18 protein-coding genes are annotated in these 20,653 nt (G+C 69.7%); 14 read left to right on the top strand and 4 right to left on the bottom strand.

Annotated elements, in window-relative coordinates; translation table 11 throughout:
• A partial coding sequence (lppK, locus tag AWB89_RS22540; RefSeq protein WP_139831078.1) for a lipoprotein LppK occupies positions 1-574 on the bottom strand: 574 nt, incomplete at its 3' end.
• Between the two features lie 281 nt (positions 575-855).
• Between lppK and arc the strand changes: the two genes are divergently transcribed.
• Both arc and AWB89_RS22550 read left to right on the top strand, forming a co-directional pair.
• Positions 856-2,685, top strand: a complete 1,830-nt coding sequence (gene arc, locus AWB89_RS22545) for a proteasome ATPase (RefSeq protein ID WP_085176648.1) — start codon at positions 856-858, stop codon at positions 2,683-2,685.
• A 34-nt stretch (positions 2,686-2,719) separates the two neighbouring features.
• Positions 2,720-4,447, top strand: a complete 1,728-nt coding sequence (locus AWB89_RS22550; protein ID WP_085176650.1) for a hypothetical protein — start codon at positions 2,720-2,722, stop codon at positions 4,445-4,447.
• Between the two features lies 1 nt (position 4,448).
• On the opposite strand, the gene AWB89_RS22555 is transcribed toward AWB89_RS22550, so the two are convergent.
• Both AWB89_RS22555 and AWB89_RS22560 read right to left on the bottom strand, forming a co-directional pair.
• On the bottom strand, positions 4,449-5,051 hold the full coding sequence (locus tag AWB89_RS22555) for a hypothetical protein (protein ID WP_085176652.1): 603 nt from the start codon (positions 5,049-5,051) through the stop codon (positions 4,449-4,451).
• Positions 5,052-5,061: 10 nt separating this feature from the next.
• Complete coding sequence (locus AWB89_RS22560; RefSeq protein ID WP_085101573.1) at positions 5,062-6,258, bottom strand: hypothetical protein; 1,197 nt, start codon at positions 6,256-6,258, stop codon at positions 5,062-5,064.
• A 114-nt stretch (positions 6,259-6,372) separates the two neighbouring features.
• On the opposite strand from AWB89_RS22560, the gene dop reads away from it, so the two are divergent.
• From dop to AWB89_RS22615, 11 genes are all read left to right on the top strand, one after another.
• Complete coding sequence (gene dop / locus AWB89_RS22565) at positions 6,373-7,881, top strand: pup deamidase/depupylase (protein WP_085101572.1); 1,509 nt, start codon at positions 6,373-6,375, stop codon at positions 7,879-7,881.
• Positions 7,882-8,039: 158 nt separating this feature from the next.
• Positions 8,040-8,234, top strand: a complete 195-nt coding sequence (locus tag AWB89_RS22570) for a ubiquitin-like protein Pup (protein ID WP_066913345.1) — start codon at positions 8,040-8,042, stop codon at positions 8,232-8,234.
• Positions 8,231-9,118, top strand: coding sequence for a proteasome subunit beta (gene prcB / locus AWB89_RS22575; RefSeq protein ID WP_085176654.1), 888 nt, complete (start codon positions 8,231-8,233; stop codon positions 9,116-9,118). The genes AWB89_RS22570 and prcB overlap by 4 nt, the downstream gene beginning before the upstream one ends.
• The gene (gene prcA / locus AWB89_RS22580; protein WP_085101570.1) at positions 9,115-9,888 is read left to right on the top strand and encodes a proteasome subunit alpha; all 774 of its coding nucleotides are present in this window, start codon (positions 9,115-9,117) and stop codon (positions 9,886-9,888) included. The genes prcB and prcA overlap by 4 nt, the downstream gene beginning before the upstream one ends.
• A 146-nt stretch (positions 9,889-10,034) precedes the next feature.
• Complete coding sequence (gene pafA, locus AWB89_RS22585) at positions 10,035-11,393, top strand: Pup--protein ligase (RefSeq protein ID WP_139830784.1); 1,359 nt, start codon at positions 10,035-10,037, stop codon at positions 11,391-11,393.
• Positions 11,394-11,447: 54 nt separating this feature from the next.
• Positions 11,448-12,437 (top strand): helix-turn-helix transcriptional regulator, encoded by a 990-nt coding sequence (locus AWB89_RS22590; protein ID WP_085176656.1) that lies wholly within the window; start codon positions 11,448-11,450, stop codon positions 12,435-12,437.
• Complete coding sequence (locus tag AWB89_RS22595) at positions 12,437-13,408, top strand: helix-turn-helix transcriptional regulator (RefSeq protein ID WP_085176658.1); 972 nt, start codon at positions 12,437-12,439, stop codon at positions 13,406-13,408. The genes AWB89_RS22590 and AWB89_RS22595 overlap by 1 nt, the downstream gene beginning before the upstream one ends.
• A gap of 50 nt (positions 13,409-13,458) precedes the next feature.
• Complete coding sequence (gene tatA, locus AWB89_RS22600) at positions 13,459-13,713, top strand: Sec-independent protein translocase subunit TatA (RefSeq protein WP_085101566.1); 255 nt, start codon at positions 13,459-13,461, stop codon at positions 13,711-13,713.
• 46 nt (positions 13,714-13,759) lie between these two features.
• Positions 13,760-14,716: a twin-arginine translocase subunit TatC gene (gene tatC, locus AWB89_RS22605; RefSeq protein WP_139830783.1), complete on the top strand. Its 957-nt coding sequence runs from the start codon at positions 13,760-13,762 to the stop codon at positions 14,714-14,716.
• 24 nt (positions 14,717-14,740) lie between these two features.
• Positions 14,741-17,491 (top strand): DEAD/DEAH box helicase, encoded by a 2,751-nt coding sequence (locus tag AWB89_RS22610; RefSeq protein WP_085176666.1) that lies wholly within the window; start codon positions 14,741-14,743, stop codon positions 17,489-17,491.
• A gap of 65 nt (positions 17,492-17,556) precedes the next feature.
• Positions 17,557-18,342 (top strand): DUF4333 domain-containing protein, encoded by a 786-nt coding sequence (locus AWB89_RS22615; protein ID WP_085176660.1) that lies wholly within the window; start codon positions 17,557-17,559, stop codon positions 18,340-18,342.
• A gap of 3 nt (positions 18,343-18,345) precedes the next feature.
• Here AWB89_RS22615 and AWB89_RS22620 read toward each other — a convergent pair whose 3' ends face one another.
• The gene (locus tag AWB89_RS22620; protein ID WP_085176662.1) at positions 18,346-19,302 is read right to left on the bottom strand and encodes a 5'-3' exonuclease; all 957 of its coding nucleotides are present in this window, start codon (positions 19,300-19,302) and stop codon (positions 18,346-18,348) included.
• A 102-nt stretch (positions 19,303-19,404) separates the two neighbouring features.
• On the opposite strand from AWB89_RS22620, the gene AWB89_RS22625 reads away from it, so the two are divergent.
• On the top strand, positions 19,405-20,532 hold the full coding sequence (locus AWB89_RS22625; RefSeq protein WP_085176664.1) for a M24 family metallopeptidase: 1,128 nt from the start codon (positions 19,405-19,407) through the stop codon (positions 20,530-20,532).
• Positions 20,533-20,653: the final 121 nt, after the last annotated feature.

Consider the following 20,653-nt stretch of genomic DNA (forward strand, 5'->3'; position numbering starts at 1 on the left):
GTGCGGGGGCGGGCGCCGGGCCGGGGCCCGGGCCCGGGTTGGCGGGCGGCGTCGGCCCCCCGGCCGAGTTGCCCAGCGCCAGCAGCATTTCGGCCGTTCGTCGGGACAACTGCCAACCCCCTTGGAACGGGGTGAACTCCATCGGGAACGTGAACTTGCCGTTGTTCGCCTGGGCGGTATTGACCGTCACGGTGGCCCGCACGTGGGACGGATTCTTGTCCGACCAGGCGAGGTCGGTCGCCGCGAACGTCATCGGGAGGTAGCCGTTGTCCCGCAACGCGTTGGTGAAGTTGTCCAGGGTGGCCGCGCTCTCGGCGGTCGCGCCCTCGACGAGGTCCACCTTGTTGCCGCCGGGCACGTTGGGGTCGGCGAGCCGGTTCAGCACGTCGACGAGGGCGTCGGCCGCGGGCAGCGGCGCGGTCGGGGGAGGCGCGACGATGAGCGGGGTCGACGTGGCCGGGCCCCGCGACGACGGCGAGGACACGACCTTCGGGCCGGCGTGCGAGCATCCGGCCAGCCCGATCGCCGCCACCGCGGCGGCGGCGCTCAGCGCAACGGACAGGCCTTGCTGCATGCGGTTCGTTCTGGTCAGGCGCCCGCGGCCGCCGTCGGGCCAACGGGTGCAATCGATGTCACAGCGGGGGTCGCCGCGCCGGGGAAGACGGCGCCGGCGGAGCCCGTGGCGAGGGCTTTTGGGGCCACGGTCGTCCTTTCGCTCGGCGCGATTCGTGGCAGAGATTACCAGTGGAACCAAAGTCTTAACTTTTCGTGAGCATTTGACTCCGCACATCAACCGGCAATCGCCGGTAGCGTTGAAGTACCACCGCGAATCTCGGGGCGGGAAAGGAGCGCAACATGGGTGACTCAGAGCGTTCTGACGCATTCGGCAACGCCGGAGACACTGGCATGTCCAGTGGCGACGCTGCCGAATTGGAACAGTTACGCCGTGAGGCAGCGGTGCTGCGCGAACAACTGGAGCATGCGGTTGGAACGCCCGGCGGCACGCGGTCTGCCCGCGACGTCCATCAGCTGGAAGCCCGCATCGACTCCCTCGCTGCGCGGAATTCGAAGTTGATGGACACCCTCAAGGAGGCCCGCCAGCAATTGCTGGCGCTGCGGGAAGAGGTCGACCGCCTCGGTCAGCCGCCCAGCGGCTACGGGGTCTTGCTGGCGGCGCACGAGGACGACACCGTCGACGTGTTCACCTCGGGCCGCAAGATGCGCCTGACGTGCTCGCCCAACATCGAGGTCGCAACCCTCCGGAAGGGCCAGACGGTCCGCCTCAACGAGGCGCTGACCGTCGTCGAGGCCGGCACGTTCGAATCGGTCGGTGAGATTTCCACCCTGCGCGAGGTGCTGAACGACGGGCACCGCGCGCTCGTCGTCGGACACGCCGACGAGGAACGCATCGTGTGGCTGGCCGAGCCGCTGGTCGCCGAGGACCTGCCGGACGGCGTTCCCGACGCGCTGAACGACGACACCAAGCCCCGCAAGCTGCGCCCGGGCGACTCGCTTCTGGTCGACACCAAGGCCGGCTACGCCTTCGAGCGCATTCCCAAGGCCGAGGTCGAAGACCTGGTGCTGGAAGAGGTGCCCGACGTCAGCTACCAGGACATCGGTGGCCTGACCCGCCAGATCGAGCAGATCCGCGACGCCGTCGAGCTGCCGTTCCTGCACAAGGAGCTCTACCGCGAGTACGCATTGCGCCCGCCCAAAGGCGTGCTGCTCTACGGCCCGCCCGGCTGCGGTAAGACGCTGATCGCCAAGGCGGTCGCGAACTCGTTGGCCAAGAAGATGGCCGAGGTGCGCGGCGACGACGCCCGCGAGGCGAAGTCGTACTTCCTCAACATCAAGGGCCCGGAGCTGCTCAACAAGTTCGTCGGCGAGACCGAGCGGCACATCCGGCTGATCTTCCAGCGCGCCCGCGAAAAGGCGTCGGAAGGGACGCCGGTGATCGTGTTCTTCGACGAGATGGATTCGATCTTCCGCACCCGCGGCACCGGCGTCTCCTCGGACGTCGAGACCACGGTGGTGCCGCAGCTGCTCAGCGAGATCGACGGCGTCGAGGGCCTGGAGAACGTCATCGTCATCGGCGCCTCCAACCGCGAGGACATGATCGACCCGGCGATCCTGCGGCCCGGCCGCCTCGACGTGAAGATCAAGATCGAGCGCCCGGACGCCGAAGCGGCGCAGGACATCTTCTCGAAGTACCTGACCGAGGCGCTGCCGTTGCACGCCGACGACCTCGCCGAGTTCGGCGGCGACCGCACCACCTGCATCAAGGCGATGATCGAGAAGGTCGTCGAGCGGATGTACGCCGAGATCGACGACAACCGGTTCCTGGAGGTCACCTACGCCAACGGTGACAAGGAGGTCATGTACTTCAAGGACTTCAACTCCGGGGCGATGATCCAAAACGTCGTCGACCGAGCGAAGAAGAACGCGATCAAATCGGTGCTGGAAACCGGCCAACCCGGCCTGCGCATCCAGCACCTGCTCGACTCGATCGTCGACGAGTTCGCCGAGAACGAGGACCTGCCCAACACCACCAACCCCGATGACTGGGCGCGGATTTCGGGCAAGAAGGGCGAGCGGATCGTGTACATCCGCACGCTGGTCACCGGCAAGTCGTCGAGCGCGTCGCGTGCCATCGACACCGAGTCCAACCTGGGTCAGTACTTGTAAACATTCGTCGGGCGCACCGACTAACGTCGCCCCGGTGGGGCTACGTTTCGATCCAGATGACGACGACGCTTACCTCGAGTTCCGCGACGCGCTGCTCGACGAACTCCACGTCTGGCTGGCTCCCTCCGAGCCCGAACGGGACGAAGTCGTCTCCGACGTCGCGTTCTTCCTGGACTGGCGCTACCGGGAATCGACCGGTGTGCTCGACGAGTTCACGCCCGCCGAGCTGGCGGAGTTTCTGGTCGACTGGTGCCCGCGCCGGTTGACGGGGCGCACGAATGACGCTGTGAATCTGTGTTATGCGGTCGGCGTCTACGTCGACTTCATGGCGGCCACCGGGCGCCTCGCCGGCGGGGTCGAGCGCGCGGCCCGGCTGCGACGGACGGTCGACGACCTCGCCCCGACCGTGCTCGCGGAGACGCGCGACCCCACCCCGGAGCCGTCCGGGGAGCAAGCTGAGCTTTTCGAGCTGCCGTTCGCGTCCGTACCGCCGCCGATGCGCGACGTGGAGGAAGCCGCGGCCGACGCGGCCTTGCTGGCGAAAGTCACTGCCCTGCGCCACTATCTGGGCCCGGACGGCAAAGAGCTGACGGACGAGGGGAACCTGCAGGCGGCCGACGGCCGCGCGCTGGTTGAATCGCTCGACACCGGCGATTTGCGGTGCCTGAACTTCGTCCTCGACGTCGCCGTCCAGGCCGGCGCGGTCGGCGTGCGGCAGCGTCGGGTGGTTCCGCTCCCGGGCTGGGAGGCGCGCCCGGGCGTTGCGCGGGCGGCGGCGCTGTTCGCCGCGATCCTCGAAGTCGGCCCGCTGAGCTCGCAATGCTCGGGGGACCAGGGGCATTCCGACGAACTGCTGCAGTTGTTCGATGCCGGGATCGTGCACTGGCTGGTGCCGCTGCTCGCCCCCGACGCGGACGAGCAACCTTTCGAGTCCCTCGTGGAATGGGCCGAATTGACGATTGCCCCGCACCTGGAGCAGCACCGGCCCGACGACGCGGACGAGGTCGAAGCCTTCACCGAGGAGGGCGTCGCACGCGTCTTGCACACCCTCGAGGACGCCGGTGTCGCGCGGTGGACCGACGGGGTCGAATCACCACGACCGTTCGGCCCCGGCTATGGGACCGGCGGCAGCGTGTCGCTGACCGCCCTCGGCCGTCACCTGCTGCCCGATTACCTCGAAGGTGCGGGGTACGCACCGCGGCGCGACTCGGTCGCCGAGGGCGGCGGCGCCGCGTTGATCGACGCGATGCTGGCGGCGGACGATGCGCAGCGCGAGTCCTTGGTGGCCGGGTGGCAGGCCGACCGTCCGGTTGTCGAGCGGGTGCGCATGCTCACCGAGGCCGTCGCGGAGGCGCCCAGCGCCGCGAGCCGGCTGATGGGCTTTGTCGCGCTGCACATGTTCGACATTGATGTGGTCGAGCCGCTGGTTCGCCAGTTGTTGGACACGCCGGTTGCCGGACACGCGGCGCTGTGGTTGATGTCGGTTGACCGCGCTGACGCCGAGACCCTGGGCAGCTTCGTCGATACCGCGGTGCTCGTCGACGTGCTCGCCGGCAGCGTGGACGACCCCAAGGAGCTCTGCACCCTTTTCGGCGCTGCACAGGAACCGTTGCGGCTGCTGGAAAACATGTGGCGGCACCCGGCTCCCGAGACGGCGCCGGTCCTCGATGCGCTCGGCCGGCACCTGCCGGACCGGACCCTGGCCAAGGCCGCGCGGAAGGCCGCGGTACGCCACCGCAGCTGGATCGCGAATCGCCCCTAGCTCACGTCTCGAGCGAGTAGCTGTTGGTCAGGTTGTCCTGCAGCACCTGGGCGGCCTCGGTTCTGGTGTCCACTCGCAACTCGTCGGTGAGCACCCGCGGCTGGTAGTTCCACCCGTCCGGCAGGTCGAGCCGGGCAGCCAGCCCGGGCAGGTCTTCGCGCTTCAGGTTCGGGTCGGCGACCTGGCTCCACGTCTGCATGACCCAGCGCTTGCCGTGGGGGTCGATGAGCTCGTAGACCTCTTCGCCGGCGTTGAAGACGAACACCGTATGCCGGCTCACCTTGTTTACGGTGAACGGCGACGGGTTCATCGAGGACAGCAGGACGGTCGCCTGCTGGATCATTTCGATGCCGCCGAACGTCTTCGTCACCCGCGGGCCCTGCTGTTCCTTCTCGATGGAGTTCATCAGCCAATAGCGGGGGCCGTTGAGCAGCGCTGCGGCGGCGCCGTTTTCGGCGGCGATCGCCTGCGGGTCCAACGCCGACCACAGCTCGGCCGGACAGTCGTTGAGCGGGAAGCTGTTGTAGACCGTGGCCTGCGGGCCCGCCTCGCCGGGGGTCACGAGAAGCACTTCGCCGTAACGCTTTCCAGCCAGGTCGGTCATCCGTGTGAAATTAATCACTGGCGGTGGTGGCGTCAACTGCACACGCCGTCGCCGCCACCGCGCCGCGGTAGCGGTTGCGCGCGATCAGCGTCGCGTGCAGGTCCTCGATCAGCGGATCGAGGAACGTGGAGCGGTATTCGGCGTCGCCGGCCGCGCGGGCGCTGATGTACATGAACGTCAGCGCGCCGAGGAACAGGGTCATGTGGATCAGCGAATCCGGAACCGGCAGCGTGAATCCCAGCACCGTCGCGGTGCTCGTGTAGGTGTGGGTCCATTCGTTCAGCAGCGACGGCGTGAGCACGATCAGCCCCAGGACCAAGTAGATGGCGGCGGTGACCACCGCGACCACCAGGATTTGCGCCATCTGCGAGGCGGCCAGCACGAAGACGACGTTGAGGCGTTCGGCGCGGGTCAGCGGCGCGCAGTCGGGGGTATCGGGCATGTCCGCAAAGGGCGTGTCGGCAAGCCGTTCACTGTCTTTGGGCAACACCGCCATCGTCGACCGCAGCGCCGGCCTGGCCCGTTCCCACGTCGCGGAGACGACGAAGGCCACGGCGATCGAGAGCAGAAAGGCGATCGCCAGCCCCAGCCGTTGCCCGCTGATCGTCTTGGCCATGATCCACACGTAGGTGTTGAAGAACACCAACGCGGTCAGCAGCACCACCGGCAGCGCGCGAACGACCAAGGCCCCCACGGTGGCAAGGTGCGACAGCATCATGCGCACCGCCCACCCGACGACGGACCCGACGCCGCAACCGGTCAGGATCAGCACCGCGGCCACAACGACGGCCTCCTGAATCAGTTCGGTGGGCCCGCCGACGGTGATCCCGACGCATGCCACGACGATCACCGCGACGGTCGACACGGCCGCGCGGGTCCGGCCGCGTCGTGACCGCGACACCAGCCAGCCGACGAGGGCCATCAGCGGAAGCGCGAGACCGAGGATCCCCAGCACGACCAATTGCGGGGTCGTCGGCTCCCCGGTGATCTCGACGTCGTGGCCGCCGGTGATCAGGTAGATCGGCAGGATGCAGGCCTGCAAAGTCCCGTAGGCGGCCAGCGCGGGGGCCGACCTCGGCCAGAGCCGTCGCCATCGGGACCGCCTGGTCAGCACCGACGGCAAACCGCGTTCGAGGAACCAGCTTTCGGCCCCATACCCAGGCGAAGCGCTCGCCGTCCCCGCCGACCGGCGCAGAGAAGGGCTCATGCGGGCTCACCCTAGTGGCGATCGGGCCGCGCGATGGCCGTTACCGCGCCGAATTCGGACCCCCAGATCACCCCGCCGAGCGGGCCGCATCGTCGTCGGGCCTATCTTGAAGTAATGCAAAGGATTATCGGGACGGAGGTCGAGTACGGCATCTCGTCGCCGTCGGACCCGACCGCCAACCCGATCCTCACCTCGACGCAGGCGGTGCTGGCCTACGCGGCCGCCGCCGGAATCCAGCGCGCCAAGCGGACCCGCTGGGACTACGAGGTGGAATCGCCGCTGCGCGACGCCCGCGGTTTTGACCTGAGCCGCTCGGCCGGTCCGCCCCCGGTGGTCGACGCCGACGAGGTCGGCGCGGCCAACATGATCTTGACCAACGGGGCCAGGCTCTACGTCGACCACGCGCACCCGGAGTACTCCGCGCCCGAGTGCACCGACCCGCTGGACGCGGTGATCTGGGACAAGGCGGGCGAGCGCGTGATGGAGGCCGCCGCCCGGCACGTCGCCAGCGTGCCCGGGGCCGCCAAGCTGCAGCTTTACAAGAACAACGTGGACGGCAAGGGCGCCTCGTACGGGTCGCACGAGAACTACCTGATGTCGCGCCAGACGCCGTTTTCGGCGATCATCGCCGGGCTGACGCCGTTCCTGGTGTCCCGCCAGGTGGTCACGGGCTCGGGCCGGGTCGGCATCGGGCCCGCCGGTGACGAGCCGGGCTTCCAGCTGTCGCAGCGCTCGGATTACATCGAGGTCGAGGTCGGGCTGGAGACCACGCTCAAGCGCGGCATCATCAACACCCGCGACGAACCCCATGCCGACGCCGACCGGTACCGCCGGCTGCACGTGATCATCGGCGACGCCAACCTCGCCGAGACGTCGACGTATCTGAAGCTGGGCACCACGGCGCTGGTGCTCGATCTGATCGAAGAGGGCCCCGCGCACGGGATCGACCTGAGCGACCTGGCGTTGGCCCGCCCGGTCCACGCCGTGCACGCGATCAGCCGCGATCCGTCGCTGCGCGTCGCGGTGGCCCTGGCCGACGGCCGCGAGCTGACCGCCCTTGCGCTGCAACGGATTTACCTCGACCGGGTGGCCAAGCTGGTCGACGGCCGCGACCCCGATCCCCGCGCGGCCGACATCGTCGAGACCTGGGCCGACGTGCTCGACAAGCTCGAGCGCGACCCGATGGACTGCGCCGAGCTGCTGGACTGGCCGGCCAAGTTGCGGCTGCTCGAGGGTTTCCGGCAGCGCGAGAACCTGAACTGGTCGGCGCCGCGGCTGCACCTGGTCGACCTGCAATACTCCGACGTCCGGCTGGACAAGGGCCTGTACAACCGGCTGGTCGCGCGGGGTTCGATGAAGCGCCTCGTCTCCGAGCACCAGGTGCTCGACGCCGTCGACAATCCGCCGACGGACACGCGCGCCTACTTCCGCGGGGAATGCCTGCGCCGGTTCGGCGCCGACATCGCCGCGGCCAGCTGGGACTCGGTGATTTTCGACCTGGGCGGGGATTCGCTGGTGCGCATTCCCACGCTGGAGCCGCTGCGCGGCTCCAAGGCCCACGTCGGGGCGTTATTGGACTCCGTGGACAGCGCGGTGGAACTGGTGGAACAACTGACCAGCTAACCCGCCCGGCGACGATGCAGGCCGGCACGGCCTGAGGAGGAGCCGGGCAGGGGCCCGAGTTGGATCGGGCAACGTCGGCGTTGACCGGTACTGTAGAGAAGACCAGGCGGGCGTGTGACTTGGCTTTACACCTGCCGATGACCTAGCAGGAGGCGGCGATGGCTCAGGAGCAGACCAAGCGCGGTGGTGGCGGCGGCGATGAAGACGACTTCGCCGACGGCACGGCCGCGGGCCAGGAGCGTCGCGAGAAGTTAGCCGAAGACACCGACGACCTGCTCGACGAGATTGACGACGTCCTTGAGGAAAACGCCGAGGATTTTGTCCGCGCGTATGTCCAAAAGGGCGGACAGTGACCTGGCCTTTTACCGATCGCCTGCCCACTAACTCCCCACTTCCCGGGAACCCGGCCATAGACCTGTCGTCGTTTGCCGACCTCCTGCGCCGTCAGGCGCCGGAGTTGCTGCCCGCAAGCCTCAGCGGCGGCGCGCAAGCCGTCGCCGCGGGCGGACAGCTGCCGCACGGGACGACGATCGTCGCGTTGAAATACCCCGGCGGCGTCGTCATCGCGGGTGACCGGCGCTCCACGCAGGGCAACATGATCGCCGGGCGGGACGTCAAGAAGGTGTACATCACCGACGACTACACCGCGACCGGCATCGCCGGCACCGCCGCGATCGCCGTCGAGTTCGCCCGCCTGTACGCGGTGGAGCTCGAGCACTACGAGAAGCTCGAGGGCGTGCCGCTCACCTTCGCCGGCAAGGTCAACCGGCTGGCGATCATGGTGCGCGGCAACCTGGCCGCGGCGATGCAGGGGCTGGTGGCCCTGCCGCTGCTTGCGGGCTACGACATCCAGGCGCCGGACCCCGAAAGCGCGGGCCGCATCGTCTCGTTCGACGCCGCCGGCGGCTGGAACATCGAGGAAGAGGGCTACCAGGCGGTGGGCTCCGGCTCGATCTTCGCCAAGTCGTCGATGAAGAAGTTGTACTCCCAAGTCAGCGACGTCGATTCGGCGGTGCGCGTGGCGGTGGAGTCGCTGTACGACGCCGCCGACGACGACTCCGCCACCGGCGGGCCGGATCTCGTCCGCGGCATCTACCCGACCGCGGTCACCATCGGCGCCGAGGGCGCGGCCGAGGTGCCGGAGAGCCGCATCGCCGAGCTGGCCCGCGAGGTCATCGAAAGCCGTTCGCGCGCAGATACTTTCGGTCCGGACGCCGAACCGCGGGGGGATAAGTGAGCTTCCCTTATTTCATTTCGCCCGAACAGGCGATGCGCGAGCGCAGCGAGCTCGCGCGCAAGGGCATCGCGCGGGGCCGCAGCGTGGTGGCGCTGGCCTACGCCGATGGCGTGCTGTTCGTCGCCGAGAACCCCTCGCGGTCGCTGCAGAAGATCAGCGAGCTCTACGATCGCGTCGGGTTCGCGGCCGCCGGCAAGTTCAACGAGTTCGACAATTTGCGCAGGGGCGGAATCCAATTCGCCGACACCCGCGGCTACGCCTACGACCGCCGCGACGTGACCGGCAGGCAGCTGGCCAACGTCTATGCGCAGACCCTGGGCACCATCTTCACCGAGCAGGCCAAGCCCTACGAGGTCGAGTTGTGCGTCGCCGAGGTGGCCCACTACGGGGAGACGAAACCGCCTGAGCTGTACCGGATCCTGTACGACGGGTCGATCGCCGACGAGCCGCACTTCGTGGTGATGGGCGGCACCACCGAGCCGATCGCCACCGCGCTCAAGGAGTCGTACGCCGAAAACGCCGACCTTCGCCAGGCTTTGGGGATCGCCGTGGCGGCGCTGCGGAAGGGCAGCGCGGAGGCGTCCAACGGCGACCAGCCGTCCATCGACGTGAGCAGCCTGGAGGTCGCCATCCTGGACGCCAACCGGCCCCGGCGGGCGTTCCGGCGGATCAACAGGCCCGCCCTGGAAAGCATGCTGGCCGAGCTGGATTCCAAGGGCTCGAAGTCGAAGCGCAAAGCCCCGGAGTCGGGCGAGAAACCCGAAGCCTAGGTCGCCCCGGCGCGCTGGGGCTGATGGTGCTCGTGGGACCGGTGGGCTTCGGCGTCGACCCCGCCGGCGGGATCCGATCCGACCAATAACATCCGTGGGCGCGGCTTGCTCACATTCCCGGTCGCACAACCAGTACCCTCGATTACGTGCAGCGACGAATCATGGGCATCGAGACCGAGTTCGGTGTCACCTGCACGTTCCACGGCCATCGTCGCCTGTCTCCGGACGAAGTCGCCCGCTATCTGTTCCGGCGGGTGGTGTCGTGGGGCCGCAGCTCCAACGTTTTCTTGCGCAACGGCGCCCGGCTCTACCTCGACGTCGGCAGCCATCCTGAGTACGCCACGGCCGAGTGCGACAGCCTGGTGCAGCTGGTCACCCACGACCGGGCCGGCGAGTGGGTGCTCGAGGACCTGCTCGTCGACGCCGAGCAGCGCCTCGCCGACGAGGGCATCGGCGGCGACATCTACCTGTTCAAGAACAACACCGACTCGGCCGGCAACTCCTACGGCTGCCACGAGAACTACCTGATCGTGCGGGCCGGCGAGTTCTCCCGGATCTCCGATGTGCTGCTGCCGTTCCTGGTCACCCGCCAGCTGATCTGCGGGGCCGGCAAGGTGCTGCAGACCCCCAAGGCCGCGACGTTCTGCCTTTCCCAACGCGCCGAGCACATCTGGGAGGGCGTGTCGTCGGCCACCACGCGCAGCCGCCCGATCATCAACACCCGCGACGAGCCGCACGCCGACGCCGAGAAATACCGTCGGCTGCACGTCATCGTCGGCGACTCCAACATGTGCGAGACCACGACCATGCTCAAGGTCGGCACCGCCGCGCTGGTCCTGGAGATGATCGAGGCCGGCGTCCCGTTCCGGGACTTCTCGCTGGACAACCCGATCCGCGCCATCCGCGAGGTCAGCCACGACATCACCGGCCGCCGGCCGGTCCGGCTGGCGGGCGGGCGGCAGGCCAGCGCCCTGGACATCCAGCGCGAGTACTACAGCCGCGCCGTCGAGCACCTGCAGACGCGGGAACCCAACGCGCAGATCGAGCAGGTCGTGGACCTGTGGGGCCGCCAGCTGGACGCCGTCGAGAGCCAGGACTTCGCCAAGGTGGACACCGAGATCGACTGGGTGATCAAGCGCAAGCTGTTCCAGCGCTACCAGGACCGCTACAGCATGGAGCTGTCCGACCCGAAGATCGCCCAGCTGGACCTGGCCTACCACGACATCAAGCGCGGCCGCGGCGTCTTCGACCTGCTGCAGCGCAAGGGCCTGGCCGCGCGGGTGACCACCGACGAGGACATCGCCGAGGCCGTCGACCACCCGCCGCAGACCACCCGCGCCCGGCTGCGCGGGGAGTTCATCAGCGCCGCGCAGGCCGCCGGCCGCGACTTCACCGTCGACTGGGTGCACCTCAAGCTCAACGACCAGGCGCAGCGCACGGTGCTGTGCAAGGACCCGTTCCGGGCCGTCGACGAGCGGGTCAAGCGGCTGATCGCCAGCATGTAGGCGCGCCCGCCCGGCGCGCGTGCGGGCCGCGGCTCATCGAATAACCTGGTACAAATGGCGATCTCGAAAGTCGAGCGGTTGGTCAACCTCGTCATCGCTCTGCTGTCCACCCGCGGCTACATCACCGCCGAAAAGATCAGGTCCAGCGTCGCCGGCTACTCCGACAGCCCCAGCGCGGAGGCGTTCTCGCGGATGTTCGAGCGCGACAAGAACGAATTGCGCGACCTCGGCATCCCCCTCGAGGTCGGCCGCGTGTCGGTCACCGATCCCACCGAGGGCTACCGGATCAACCGCGACGCCTACGCGCTGCCCCCGGTCGGGCTGACCCCGGACGAGGCGGCCGCGGTGGCCGTCGCCACGCAGCTGTGGGAGTCGCCCGAGCTGATCACCGCCACCCAGGGCGCGTTGCTCAAGCTGCGCGCCGCCGGCGTGGACGTCGATCCGGACGCGCCGGTCGCCATCGCGTCCCCGGCCGGGGTGCCGGGCCTGCGGGGGTCGGAGCACGTCCTCGGGATCCTGTTGTCCGCCATCGACTCCCGCCAGGCGGTGCAGTTCCCGCACCGGCCGTCGCGGGCCGAGCCCTACACCACGCGCACCGTCGAGCCGTGGGGCGTCGTCACCGAGAAGGGCCGCTGGTATCTGGTCGGCCACGACCGCGACCGCGACGCCACCCGCACCTTCCGGCTGTCCCGCATCGGCGCGGAGGTGGCGCCGATCGGCCCGCCCGGCGCGGTCACCGTGCCCGACGGCGTGGACCTGCGCAAGATTGTGGCGCAGACGGTCACCGAGTGGCCGGGCGGGGGACGGGCCCGGGTCTGGGTCGCCGACGGGCGGGCCACCGCCCTGCGGCGCGCCGGACGGTCGATCGGCGCCCGGGAGGTGGCCGGCCGGAGCGGCGAAGTCATCGAACTCGAGATCGCATCCGCCGACCAGCTGGCGCGCGACATCGCCGGCTACGGGCCCGACGCCGTCGCGCTCGAGCCGCAATCCCTGCGCGACGACGTCGTGGCCCGGCTGCGGTCGCACGTGGAGGTGGGCCGCTGATGACCCCCGTATCCACCCGGTTGATCCGGCTGCTCAACATGGTGCCGTACTTCCAGGCCAACCCGAAGGTCACCCGCGCCAAGGCCGCGGCCGACCTGGCGGTGTCCGCCAAGCAGCTGGAGGAGGACCTCAACCAGCTGTGGATGTGCGGCCTGCCCGGCTACTACCCGGGTGACCTCATCGATTTCGAGTTCTCCGGCGACACCATCGAGGTGACCTTCTCGGCGGGCATCGACCGGCCGCTCAAGCTCACCTCGCCGGAGGCGACCGGGCTGCTGGTGGCGCTGCGGGCGCTGGCCGACATCCCGGGCGTGGTCGATCCGGAGGCGGCGCGCAGCGCGATCGCCAAGATCGAGGCGGCCGCCGGCGCGGTCGGGCTGGACACCGCGGTGGCGGCCGTCGAGGAGCCCGCGCCGGTCGAGAGCCGCGCCGCGACCGCGGTGCGCACCGCGGTGCAGTACAAGCACGCGCTGGCGATCGACTACTACTCCGCCTCGCATGACACCCTGACCAGCCGGATCGTCGATCCGATCCGCGTCCTGCTGATCGGCGGGCAGAGCTACCTGGAGGCCTGGTCACGCGAGGCCGAAGGCGTCCGGCTGTTCCGTTTCGACCGGATCGTCGACGCCACCGAGCTGGGCGAACCGGCCGCCCCGCCCGAGCCGGCGCGGCACGCGCCGCCGGACACGTCGTTGTTCGACGGCGATCCGGCGCTGCCGTCGGCCCGGCTGTCGGTGGCGCCGGCGGCCTCCTGGATGTTCGAGTACTACCCGATGCGGGAGGTGCTCGAGCTGGCCGACGGATCGTGCGAGGCCGTCATGACGTATGCGTCCGAGGACTGGATGACGCGCCTGGTGCTGGGCTTCGGGTCGGCCGTGCGGGTGCTTGAACCCGAGTCGCTGGCCCGACGTGTACGGGATGCCGCCGCCGCGGCCCTGGAGTCCTACCAGGTGGCGGCGCGGCCACAGTAGCTGCGGCCGCCGCTGCGGTAGCATCGGGTGGACGTCTGGAGGTAATCAAATTGGGCAGTCTTAGTCCGTGGCACTGGGCGATCCTCGCTGTCGTAGTGATCCTGCTGTTCGGTGCCAAGAAGCTCCCCGATGCCGCGCGCTCGTTGGGCAAGTCGATGCGCATCTTCAAGTCCGAGATGCGCGAAATGCAGACCGAAGGCAAGTCTGAAGCTCCCTCGATCGAGACCCCTCAGCAAGTGCAGTCGCAGCGGGTCGACCCGCCGGCCACCACCGAGCAGGGCCACACCGAAGCGCGCCCGGCGTAGCGGCGTCGCCGCGGTGCCAGAGCGCCACTGACCGACCGCAAACACCGTGAAAGGTTTCAAGGTTTCAGCGCGCACCGCCGGCTTGCTGAAACGGCTCAATCCTCGCAACAGGCGCAGCCGCACCAACCCCGACGCGACGATGTCGCTGGTCGATCACCTGACCGAGCTGCGCACCCGCCTGCTGATCTCGCTGGCCGCGATCCTGCTCACGACGATCTTCGGCTTCGTCTGGTACTCGCATTCGATCTTCGGGCTGGAAAGCCTCGGCGAGTGGCTGCGCCATCCGTACTGTTCGCTGCCGCAGTCGGCGCGGGCGGAGATCAGCGCCAACGGGCAGTGCCGGCTGCTGGCCACCGCCCCGTTCGACCAGTTCATGCTGCGGCTCAAGGTCGGCATGACGGCCGGGATCGTGCTGGCCTGCCCGGTGTGGTTCTACCAGCTGTGGGCGTTCATCACGCCCGGGCTCTACCAGAAGGAGCGCCGCTTCGCGATCGCCTTCGTGGTGCCCGCCGCGGTGCTGTTCGTCGTCGGCGCGGTGCTGGCCTACTTCGTGCTGTCCAAGGCGCTTGGCTTCCTGCTGACCGTCGGCAGCGACGTGCAGGTGACCGCGCTGTCCGGGGACCGCTATTTTGGCTTCCTGATCAACCTGCTGGTGGTGTTCGGGGTCAGCTTCGAGTTCCCGCTGCTGATCGTCATGCTCAACCAGACCGGCATGCTCACCTACCAGAAGCTCAAGTCGTGGCGCCGCGGGCTGATTTTCGGCATGTTCGCCTTCGCGGCGGTGTTCACCCCCGGGTCCGACCCGTTCTCGATGACGGCGCTGGGGGTGGCGCTGTCGGTGCTGCTCGAGTTCGCCATCCAGATCGCGCGGCTGCACGACCGGCGCAAGGCCAAGCGCGAAGCCCAGGTCACGATCCCGGACGACGAGGCGTCGGTCATCGAGGCGCCCGAGCCGATCCCGGAGCCGTCGTTCACCGCCGGGCAACATGACGACGTCACCTAGATGGCGGCCTCGCACGGCAGCGGCGTGACCGAGCTGCCCGAGCTGGCTCGGTTCGCCGCGGAACTGCGCTTTTCCCTCGACGACTTTCAGCGGCGGGCCTGCGCGGCGCTGGAACGCGGCCACGGCGTGCTGGTGTGCGCGCCGACCGGCGCCGGCAAGACGGTGGTCGGCGAATTCGCCGTGCACCTGGCGCTGGCCTCCGGCGGCAAGTGCTTCTACACCACGCCGCTGAAGGCGCTGAGCAACCAGAAGCACACCGACCTGACCGAGCGCTACGGTCGCGACCGGATCGGGCTGCTGACCGGCGACATGTCGGTGAACGGCGACGCGCCCGTCGTGGTGATGACCACCGAGGTGCTGCGCAACATGCTCTACGCGGATTCGCCCGCGCTGCAAGGCCTTTCGTACGTGGTGATGGACGAGGTGCACTTCCTGGCCGACCGGATGCGGGGACCGGTGTGGGAGGAAGTGATCCTGCACCTGCCCGAAGAGGTGCGGGTGGTCAGCCTCTCGGCGACGGTGAGCAACGCCGAGGAGTTCGGCGGGTGGATCCAGACCGTCCGCGGCGACACCACCGTCGTCGTCGACGAACACCGGCCCGTCCCGCTATGGCAACACGTCCTGGTCGGCAAGCGGCTCTTCGACCTGTTCGACTACGACAACGAGGCCGACAAATCGCGGGTCGACCCCGACCTGGTGCGCCACATCGCCCACCGCCGCGAGGCGGACCGGATGTCGGACTGGCAGCCGAAGAGGAGGGGTGCCGGACGCGCTGGTGCCGGGCGGCCGCGCTTCTACCGGCCGCCGGCGCGGCCGGACGTGATTGCGATCCTCGACTCGCAGGGCCTGCTGCCGGCGATCACCTTCGTGTTCTCCCGGGCCGGCTGCGACGCCGCGGTACAGCAGTGCCTGCGCTCGCCGCTGCGGCTGACCACCGAGGAGGAGCGCGCCCAGATCGCCGAGGTGATCGACCACCGCTGCGGCGATCTGGCCGACGCCGACCTGGCGGTGCTCGGCTATTACGAGTGGCGCGAGGGGCTGCTGCGCGGCCTGGCGGCCCACCACGCCGGGATGCTGCCGGCGTTCCGGCACACGGTCGAGGAGCTGTTCACCGCCGGCCTGGTCAAGGCGGTGTTCGCCACCGAGACCCTGGCGCTGGGCATCAACATGCCCGCGCGCACCGTGGTGCTCGAGCGGCTGGTCAAGTTCAACGGCGAGCAGCACGTGCCGCTGACGCCGGGGGAGTACACCCAGCTCACCGGCCGCGCCGGCCGGCGCGGCATCGACGTCGAGGGCCACGCGGTGGTGCTCTGGAACCCCACCGAAGAAACCACCGAACCCGCCGCGGTGGCCGGGCTGGCCTCCACCCGCACGTTCCCGCTGCGCAGTTCGTTCGCCCCGTCGTACAACATGACCATCAACCTGGTGCAGCACATGGGCCCCGAGCAGGCGCACCAGCTCCTCGAGCAGTCGTTCGCTCAATATCAGGCCGACCGCTCCGTCGTCGGCCTGGTCCGCGGCATCGAGCGCGGGCAACGCATCCTCGACGAGATCGCCGCCGAACTCGGCGGGCGCGACGCGCCGATCTTCGAATACGCCCGGCTGCGCGCGCGCATTTCGGAGCTGGAGCGCGCGCAGTCCCGCGCGTCGCGGCTGCAGCGGCGGCAGGCGGCCACCGACGCGCTGGCCGCGCTGCGGCGCGGCGACATCATCACGATCACCCACGGCCGGCGCGGCGGGCTGGCGGTGGTGCTGGAGTCGGCGCGCGACGGCGACGATCCGCGCCCGCTCGTGCTCACCGAAAACCGTTGGGCGGGGCGGATTTCGTCGGCGGACTATTCGGGCGCCACGGCGCCGGTCGGGTCGATGTCGTTGCCCAAGCGCGTCGAACACCGCCAGCCGCGGGTGCGGCGCGATCTGGCGTCGGCGCTGCTGTCGGCCGCCGCCGGGCTGGAGGTTCCGGCCAGGCGCCGCGCCGGTCGCGGGGACGGGGACGGCACGCCGCACGACCCCGAGCTGGCGTCGCTGCGGGCGGAGCTGCGCCGGCATCCCGCCCACAACAGCGCGGGGCTCGAGTCCCGGATGCGGGAGGCCGAGCGCTACCTGCGCATCGAACGCGACAACGCGCAGCTGGAGAAACGGGTCGGCGCCGCCACCAACTCGCTGGCGCGGACGTTCGACCGGATCGTCGGGCTGCTCACCGAGCGTGGCTTCATCGAAGGCCCGGCGACCGATCCCCACGTCACTGGCGACGGCCGGCTGCTGGCCCGCATCTACAGCGAGAGCGACCTGTTGGTCGCCGAATGCCTGCGCTCCGGCACGTGGTCGGGGCTGAAACCCGCCGAGCTGGCCGCGGTGGTCTCGGCGGTGCTGTACGAGTCGCGCGGCGGTGACGGCGCCGGCGGCGCCCTGGCGGCCGAGGTTCCCACGCAGCGGCTGCGGCAGGCGCTGCAGCAGACGTCGCGGTTGTCGACCGCGCTGCGCGCCGACGAGCAGGCGCACCGGATTTCCCCGAGCCGCGAACCCGACGACGGCTTCGTCAACGTCATCTACCGGTGGGCCAGGACCGGGGATCTGACCGCCGCGCTGGCCGTCGCCGACATCCAGGGTGTCGGCTCGCCGCTGTCGGCGGGGGACTTCGTGCGCTGGTGCCGCCAGGTGCTGGACCTGTTGGACCAGGTGCGCAACGCCGCCCCGGATCCGGAGCTTCGCGCCGCCGCCAAGCGCGCCATCGACGACGTTCGGCGCGGCGTCGTCGCAGTTGACGCCGGGTAGGCTAGGCCCGAGCTACCGTTACAGGGCGCTAATAACGCGAGACACAAGGGAACTGAGGAGAGACGATGAGCGGACCGCAGGGATCGGAGCCGGGCCACGAGTGGCAGCCGCCCGGCCAGACCGGCGATCAGTCCTCGGAGCCTACGCAGGTCGGATCGCCCTGGCAGCAGCAGCCGGGCCAGGACGCCACGTGGCAGGCCCCGGCCTACACGCCGGCCACCCCGCCCGCCGAGTATCCGCAGTACCAACAGCCGACCGAGCAGGCCTACCCGCAGCAGTACCCCCAGCAGCAGCCCGGGTACGGCCAACCCGGCCAGTACGGGGCGCAGCCGCCCCAGTACGCCCAGCCCGGCCAGTACGGCCAGCCCGGGCAGTACGCCCAGCCGGGCCAGTACGGCCAGCCCGGTCAATACGGTCAGCCCGGTCAACCCGGCCAGTACGGTCAGCCGGGCCAGTACGGTCAGCCCGGGCAATACCCGCAGCAGTACCCGCCCTACCAGCAGCCCGCGAAGAAGCGCTCGACGGCGCTGATCGGCGGCATCGCCGCCGCGATCGCCCTGCTGGTCGTCGCGGTCGTGCTGGTGCTCGGGTTCTGGGAGCCCGGGTTTTTCGTCACCACCAAGCTGGACGTCAACAAGGCCCAGGCCGGTGTCCAGCAGATCCTCACCGACGAGACCAACGGCTACGGCGCCAAGAACGTCAAAGACGTCTCCTGCAACCACGGCCAGGACCCGGTCGTCAAGAAGGGCGGCACTTTCGACTGCGACGTCAGCATCGACGGCGCCAAGAAGCACGTCACCGTGACCTTCCAGGACAACAAGGGCACCTACGAGGTCGGCCGGCCGCAGTAGCGGTCAGCCGGGCAGCGCGTCGAGCGCCTTCTGCAGGCGGGCAATCGGCGAGCCGACGCCCAGCTCGGTCGCCAGCTTGGCGGTGCGTTTCGGGTGGGCGGCCGCCAGCGGCAGGGCGTCGGTGGGTGTCGACAGCGTGATCGGCGCGTCGGTGGCCACCCGCACCACTCGCTCGGCGGCCTCGATGTAGTCCGTCGCGGCCAGCAATTTGCTCCGTAAACCCTTGGCCATCTTGGACTTTGGGTCCTGTGCGGCGGCCAGGATTTGATCCAGCGAGCCGTGTTGGGCCAGCAGGGTCGCCGCCGTCTTCTCACCGATGCCGGGCACCCCGGGCAGCCCGTCGGACGGGTCGCCGCGCAACAGCGCCAGTTCGGCGTAGGCCGCGCCCGCGCGTTCGCGGGGCACGCCGTATGTCTCGGCCACCTCGGCCGGCCCGAACAGTGTGGCCTTGGTCAGCCCGCGGCCCAGGTAGAGCACCCGAACGGGGACGGGATCGTCGGCCACCACCTGCAGCAGGTCGCGGTCGCCGCTGACCACGACGACCGGGTCGATGCGCTCCTGCGCGGCCAGGGTGCCCAGCACGTCGTCGGCCTCGAACCCTTCGGCGCCCGCCGTCGGGATCCCGAACGCGTCCAGCAGCTCCATGATCATGTCGATCTGGGGTGTCAGGTCGTCGGGCACTTCCTCGATGTCGGGCTCGCCGGCCGGCTCGGGTTCGGCGACCCGGTGCGCCTTGTACGACGGGATGAGGTCCACCCGGAATTGCGGTCGCCAATCGAGGTCCAGGCACACCGCCAGCCGGGTCGGCCGCTGTTGGGTGATCACGACGGCCATCGAGTCGAGGAACCCGCGCACGGCGTTGACGGGCCGGCCGTCGGGGGAGGTGATCGACGACGGCACCCCGAAATACGAGCGGAACCACATGCTGGCGCCGTCGAGCAGCACGAGTGGTGCGGGCATGCCGATTATCTTGTCATGGCGCCCAGCGTGGAGTTGTTGCCGACATATCGCGGAAATCGCCACCACAAGTCGACGTTCGGCGCAGCGGTTAGCCTGGCTGCCATGGATTCCCACCGATTCGACGCCGGCGTGTACGCGCGCCGGCTCGCCGCCGCGGCCGCGGCGACCGCCGACGCGGGGCTGGCCGGCCTGGTGATCACCCCGGGCTACGACCTGCGCTACCTCGTCGGCTCGCGCGCGCAGACCCTCGAACGGCTCACCGCGCTGGTGCTACCGGCCTCCGGTGACCCGACGGTCGTGGTGCCCCGGCTCGAGCTGGCCGCCCTCAAGGGATCGGCCGTTGCGGAACTGGGCCTGGCCGTGCGGGATTGGGTCGACGGTGACGACCCCTACCGCCTCGTGGGCGCGGCCTTGGGCGGCGGGCCCGCCGCGACGGCCGTCACCGATTCCATGCCCGCGCTGCACCTGCTGCCGCTGGCCGAGGTGCTCGGCGTGCTGCCGGTGCTGGCCACCGACCTGCTACGCGAGCTGCGGATGGCCAAGGAGGAATGCGAGATCGACGCGCTGCGCAAGGCCGGCGCGGCCATCGACCGGGTGCACGCGCGGGTCCCGGAGTTTTTGCGTCCGGGCCGCACCGAGGCCGACGTCGCCGCCGACATCGCCGAAGCGATTGTGGCCGAAGGGCATTCGGAGGTGGCGTTCATCATCGTCGGGTCCGGACCGCACGCCGCCGACCCGCATCACGGCTACTCGGATCGGGAGCTGCAGGCGGGCGACATCGTCGTCGTCGACATCGGCGGCGCGTATGAGCCCGGCTACCACTCCGACTCGACCCGCACGTACAGCATCGGCGAGCCCGCACCCGATGTGGCGCAACAGTATTCGGTGCTACAACGGGCGCAGCGCGCGGCCCTGGAGGCCGTCCGTCCCGGCGTGACCGCCGAGCAGGTCGACGCCGCCGCCCGCGACGTGCTGGCCGAGGCCGGGCTCGCGGAGTATTTCGTGCACCGCACCGGACACGGCATCGGGCTGTCGGTGCATGAGGAGCCGTACATCGTCGCCGGCAACGACCTCCCGCTGGCCGCGGGCATGGCGTTTTCCATCGAGCCCGGCATCTACTTTCCCGGCCGCTGGGGCGCCCGGATCGAGGACATCGTCGTCGTCACCGACGACGGCGCCCTGGCCGTCAACAACCGGCCGCACGAACTGGTCGTGGTGCCCGCGTCCTAGCAGGGATGACGGCCCCTCCGCGTACGTTGGGGCACGTGTCGATCCTGGACCTCACGCTGCTGCCGCTGCGCATCGCGCGTCACGTCGCCGACGCGGTGCTGCACCCCGTCCCTCCCGCCCC

It is taken from the genome of Mycobacterium paraense, assembly GCF_002101815.1.
GTDB lineage: Bacteria > Actinomycetota > Actinomycetes > Mycobacteriales > Mycobacteriaceae > Mycobacterium > Mycobacterium paraense.

Excerpts from the sequence above, each read along its gene's own strand:
- arc (WP_085176648.1), top strand. The coding sequence starts at position 856 with ATGGGTGACTCAGAGCGTTCTGACGCATTCGGCAACGCCGGAGACACT.
- AWB89_RS22555 (WP_085176652.1), bottom strand. The coding sequence starts at position 5,051 with ATGACCGACCTGGCTGGAAAGCGTTACGGCGAAGTGCTTCTCGTGACC.
- AWB89_RS22560 (WP_085101573.1), bottom strand. The coding sequence starts at position 6,258 with ATGAGCCCTTCTCTGCGCCGGTCGGCGGGGACGGCGAGCGCTTCGCCT.
- dop (WP_085101572.1), top strand. The coding sequence starts at position 6,373 with ATGCAAAGGATTATCGGGACGGAGGTCGAGTACGGCATCTCGTCGCCG.
- AWB89_RS22570 (WP_066913345.1), top strand. The coding sequence starts at position 8,040 with ATGGCTCAGGAGCAGACCAAGCGCGGTGGTGGCGGCGGCGATGAAGAC.
- AWB89_RS22590 (WP_085176656.1), top strand. The coding sequence starts at position 11,448 with ATGGCGATCTCGAAAGTCGAGCGGTTGGTCAACCTCGTCATCGCTCTG.
- AWB89_RS22595 (WP_085176658.1), top strand. The coding sequence starts at position 12,437 with ATGACCCCCGTATCCACCCGGTTGATCCGGCTGCTCAACATGGTGCCG.
- AWB89_RS22615 (WP_085176660.1), top strand. The coding sequence starts at position 17,557 with ATGAGCGGACCGCAGGGATCGGAGCCGGGCCACGAGTGGCAGCCGCCC.
- AWB89_RS22620 (WP_085176662.1), bottom strand. The coding sequence starts at position 19,302 with ATGCCCGCACCACTCGTGCTGCTCGACGGCGCCAGCATGTGGTTCCGC.
- AWB89_RS22625 (WP_085176664.1), top strand. The coding sequence starts at position 19,405 with ATGGATTCCCACCGATTCGACGCCGGCGTGTACGCGCGCCGGCTCGCC.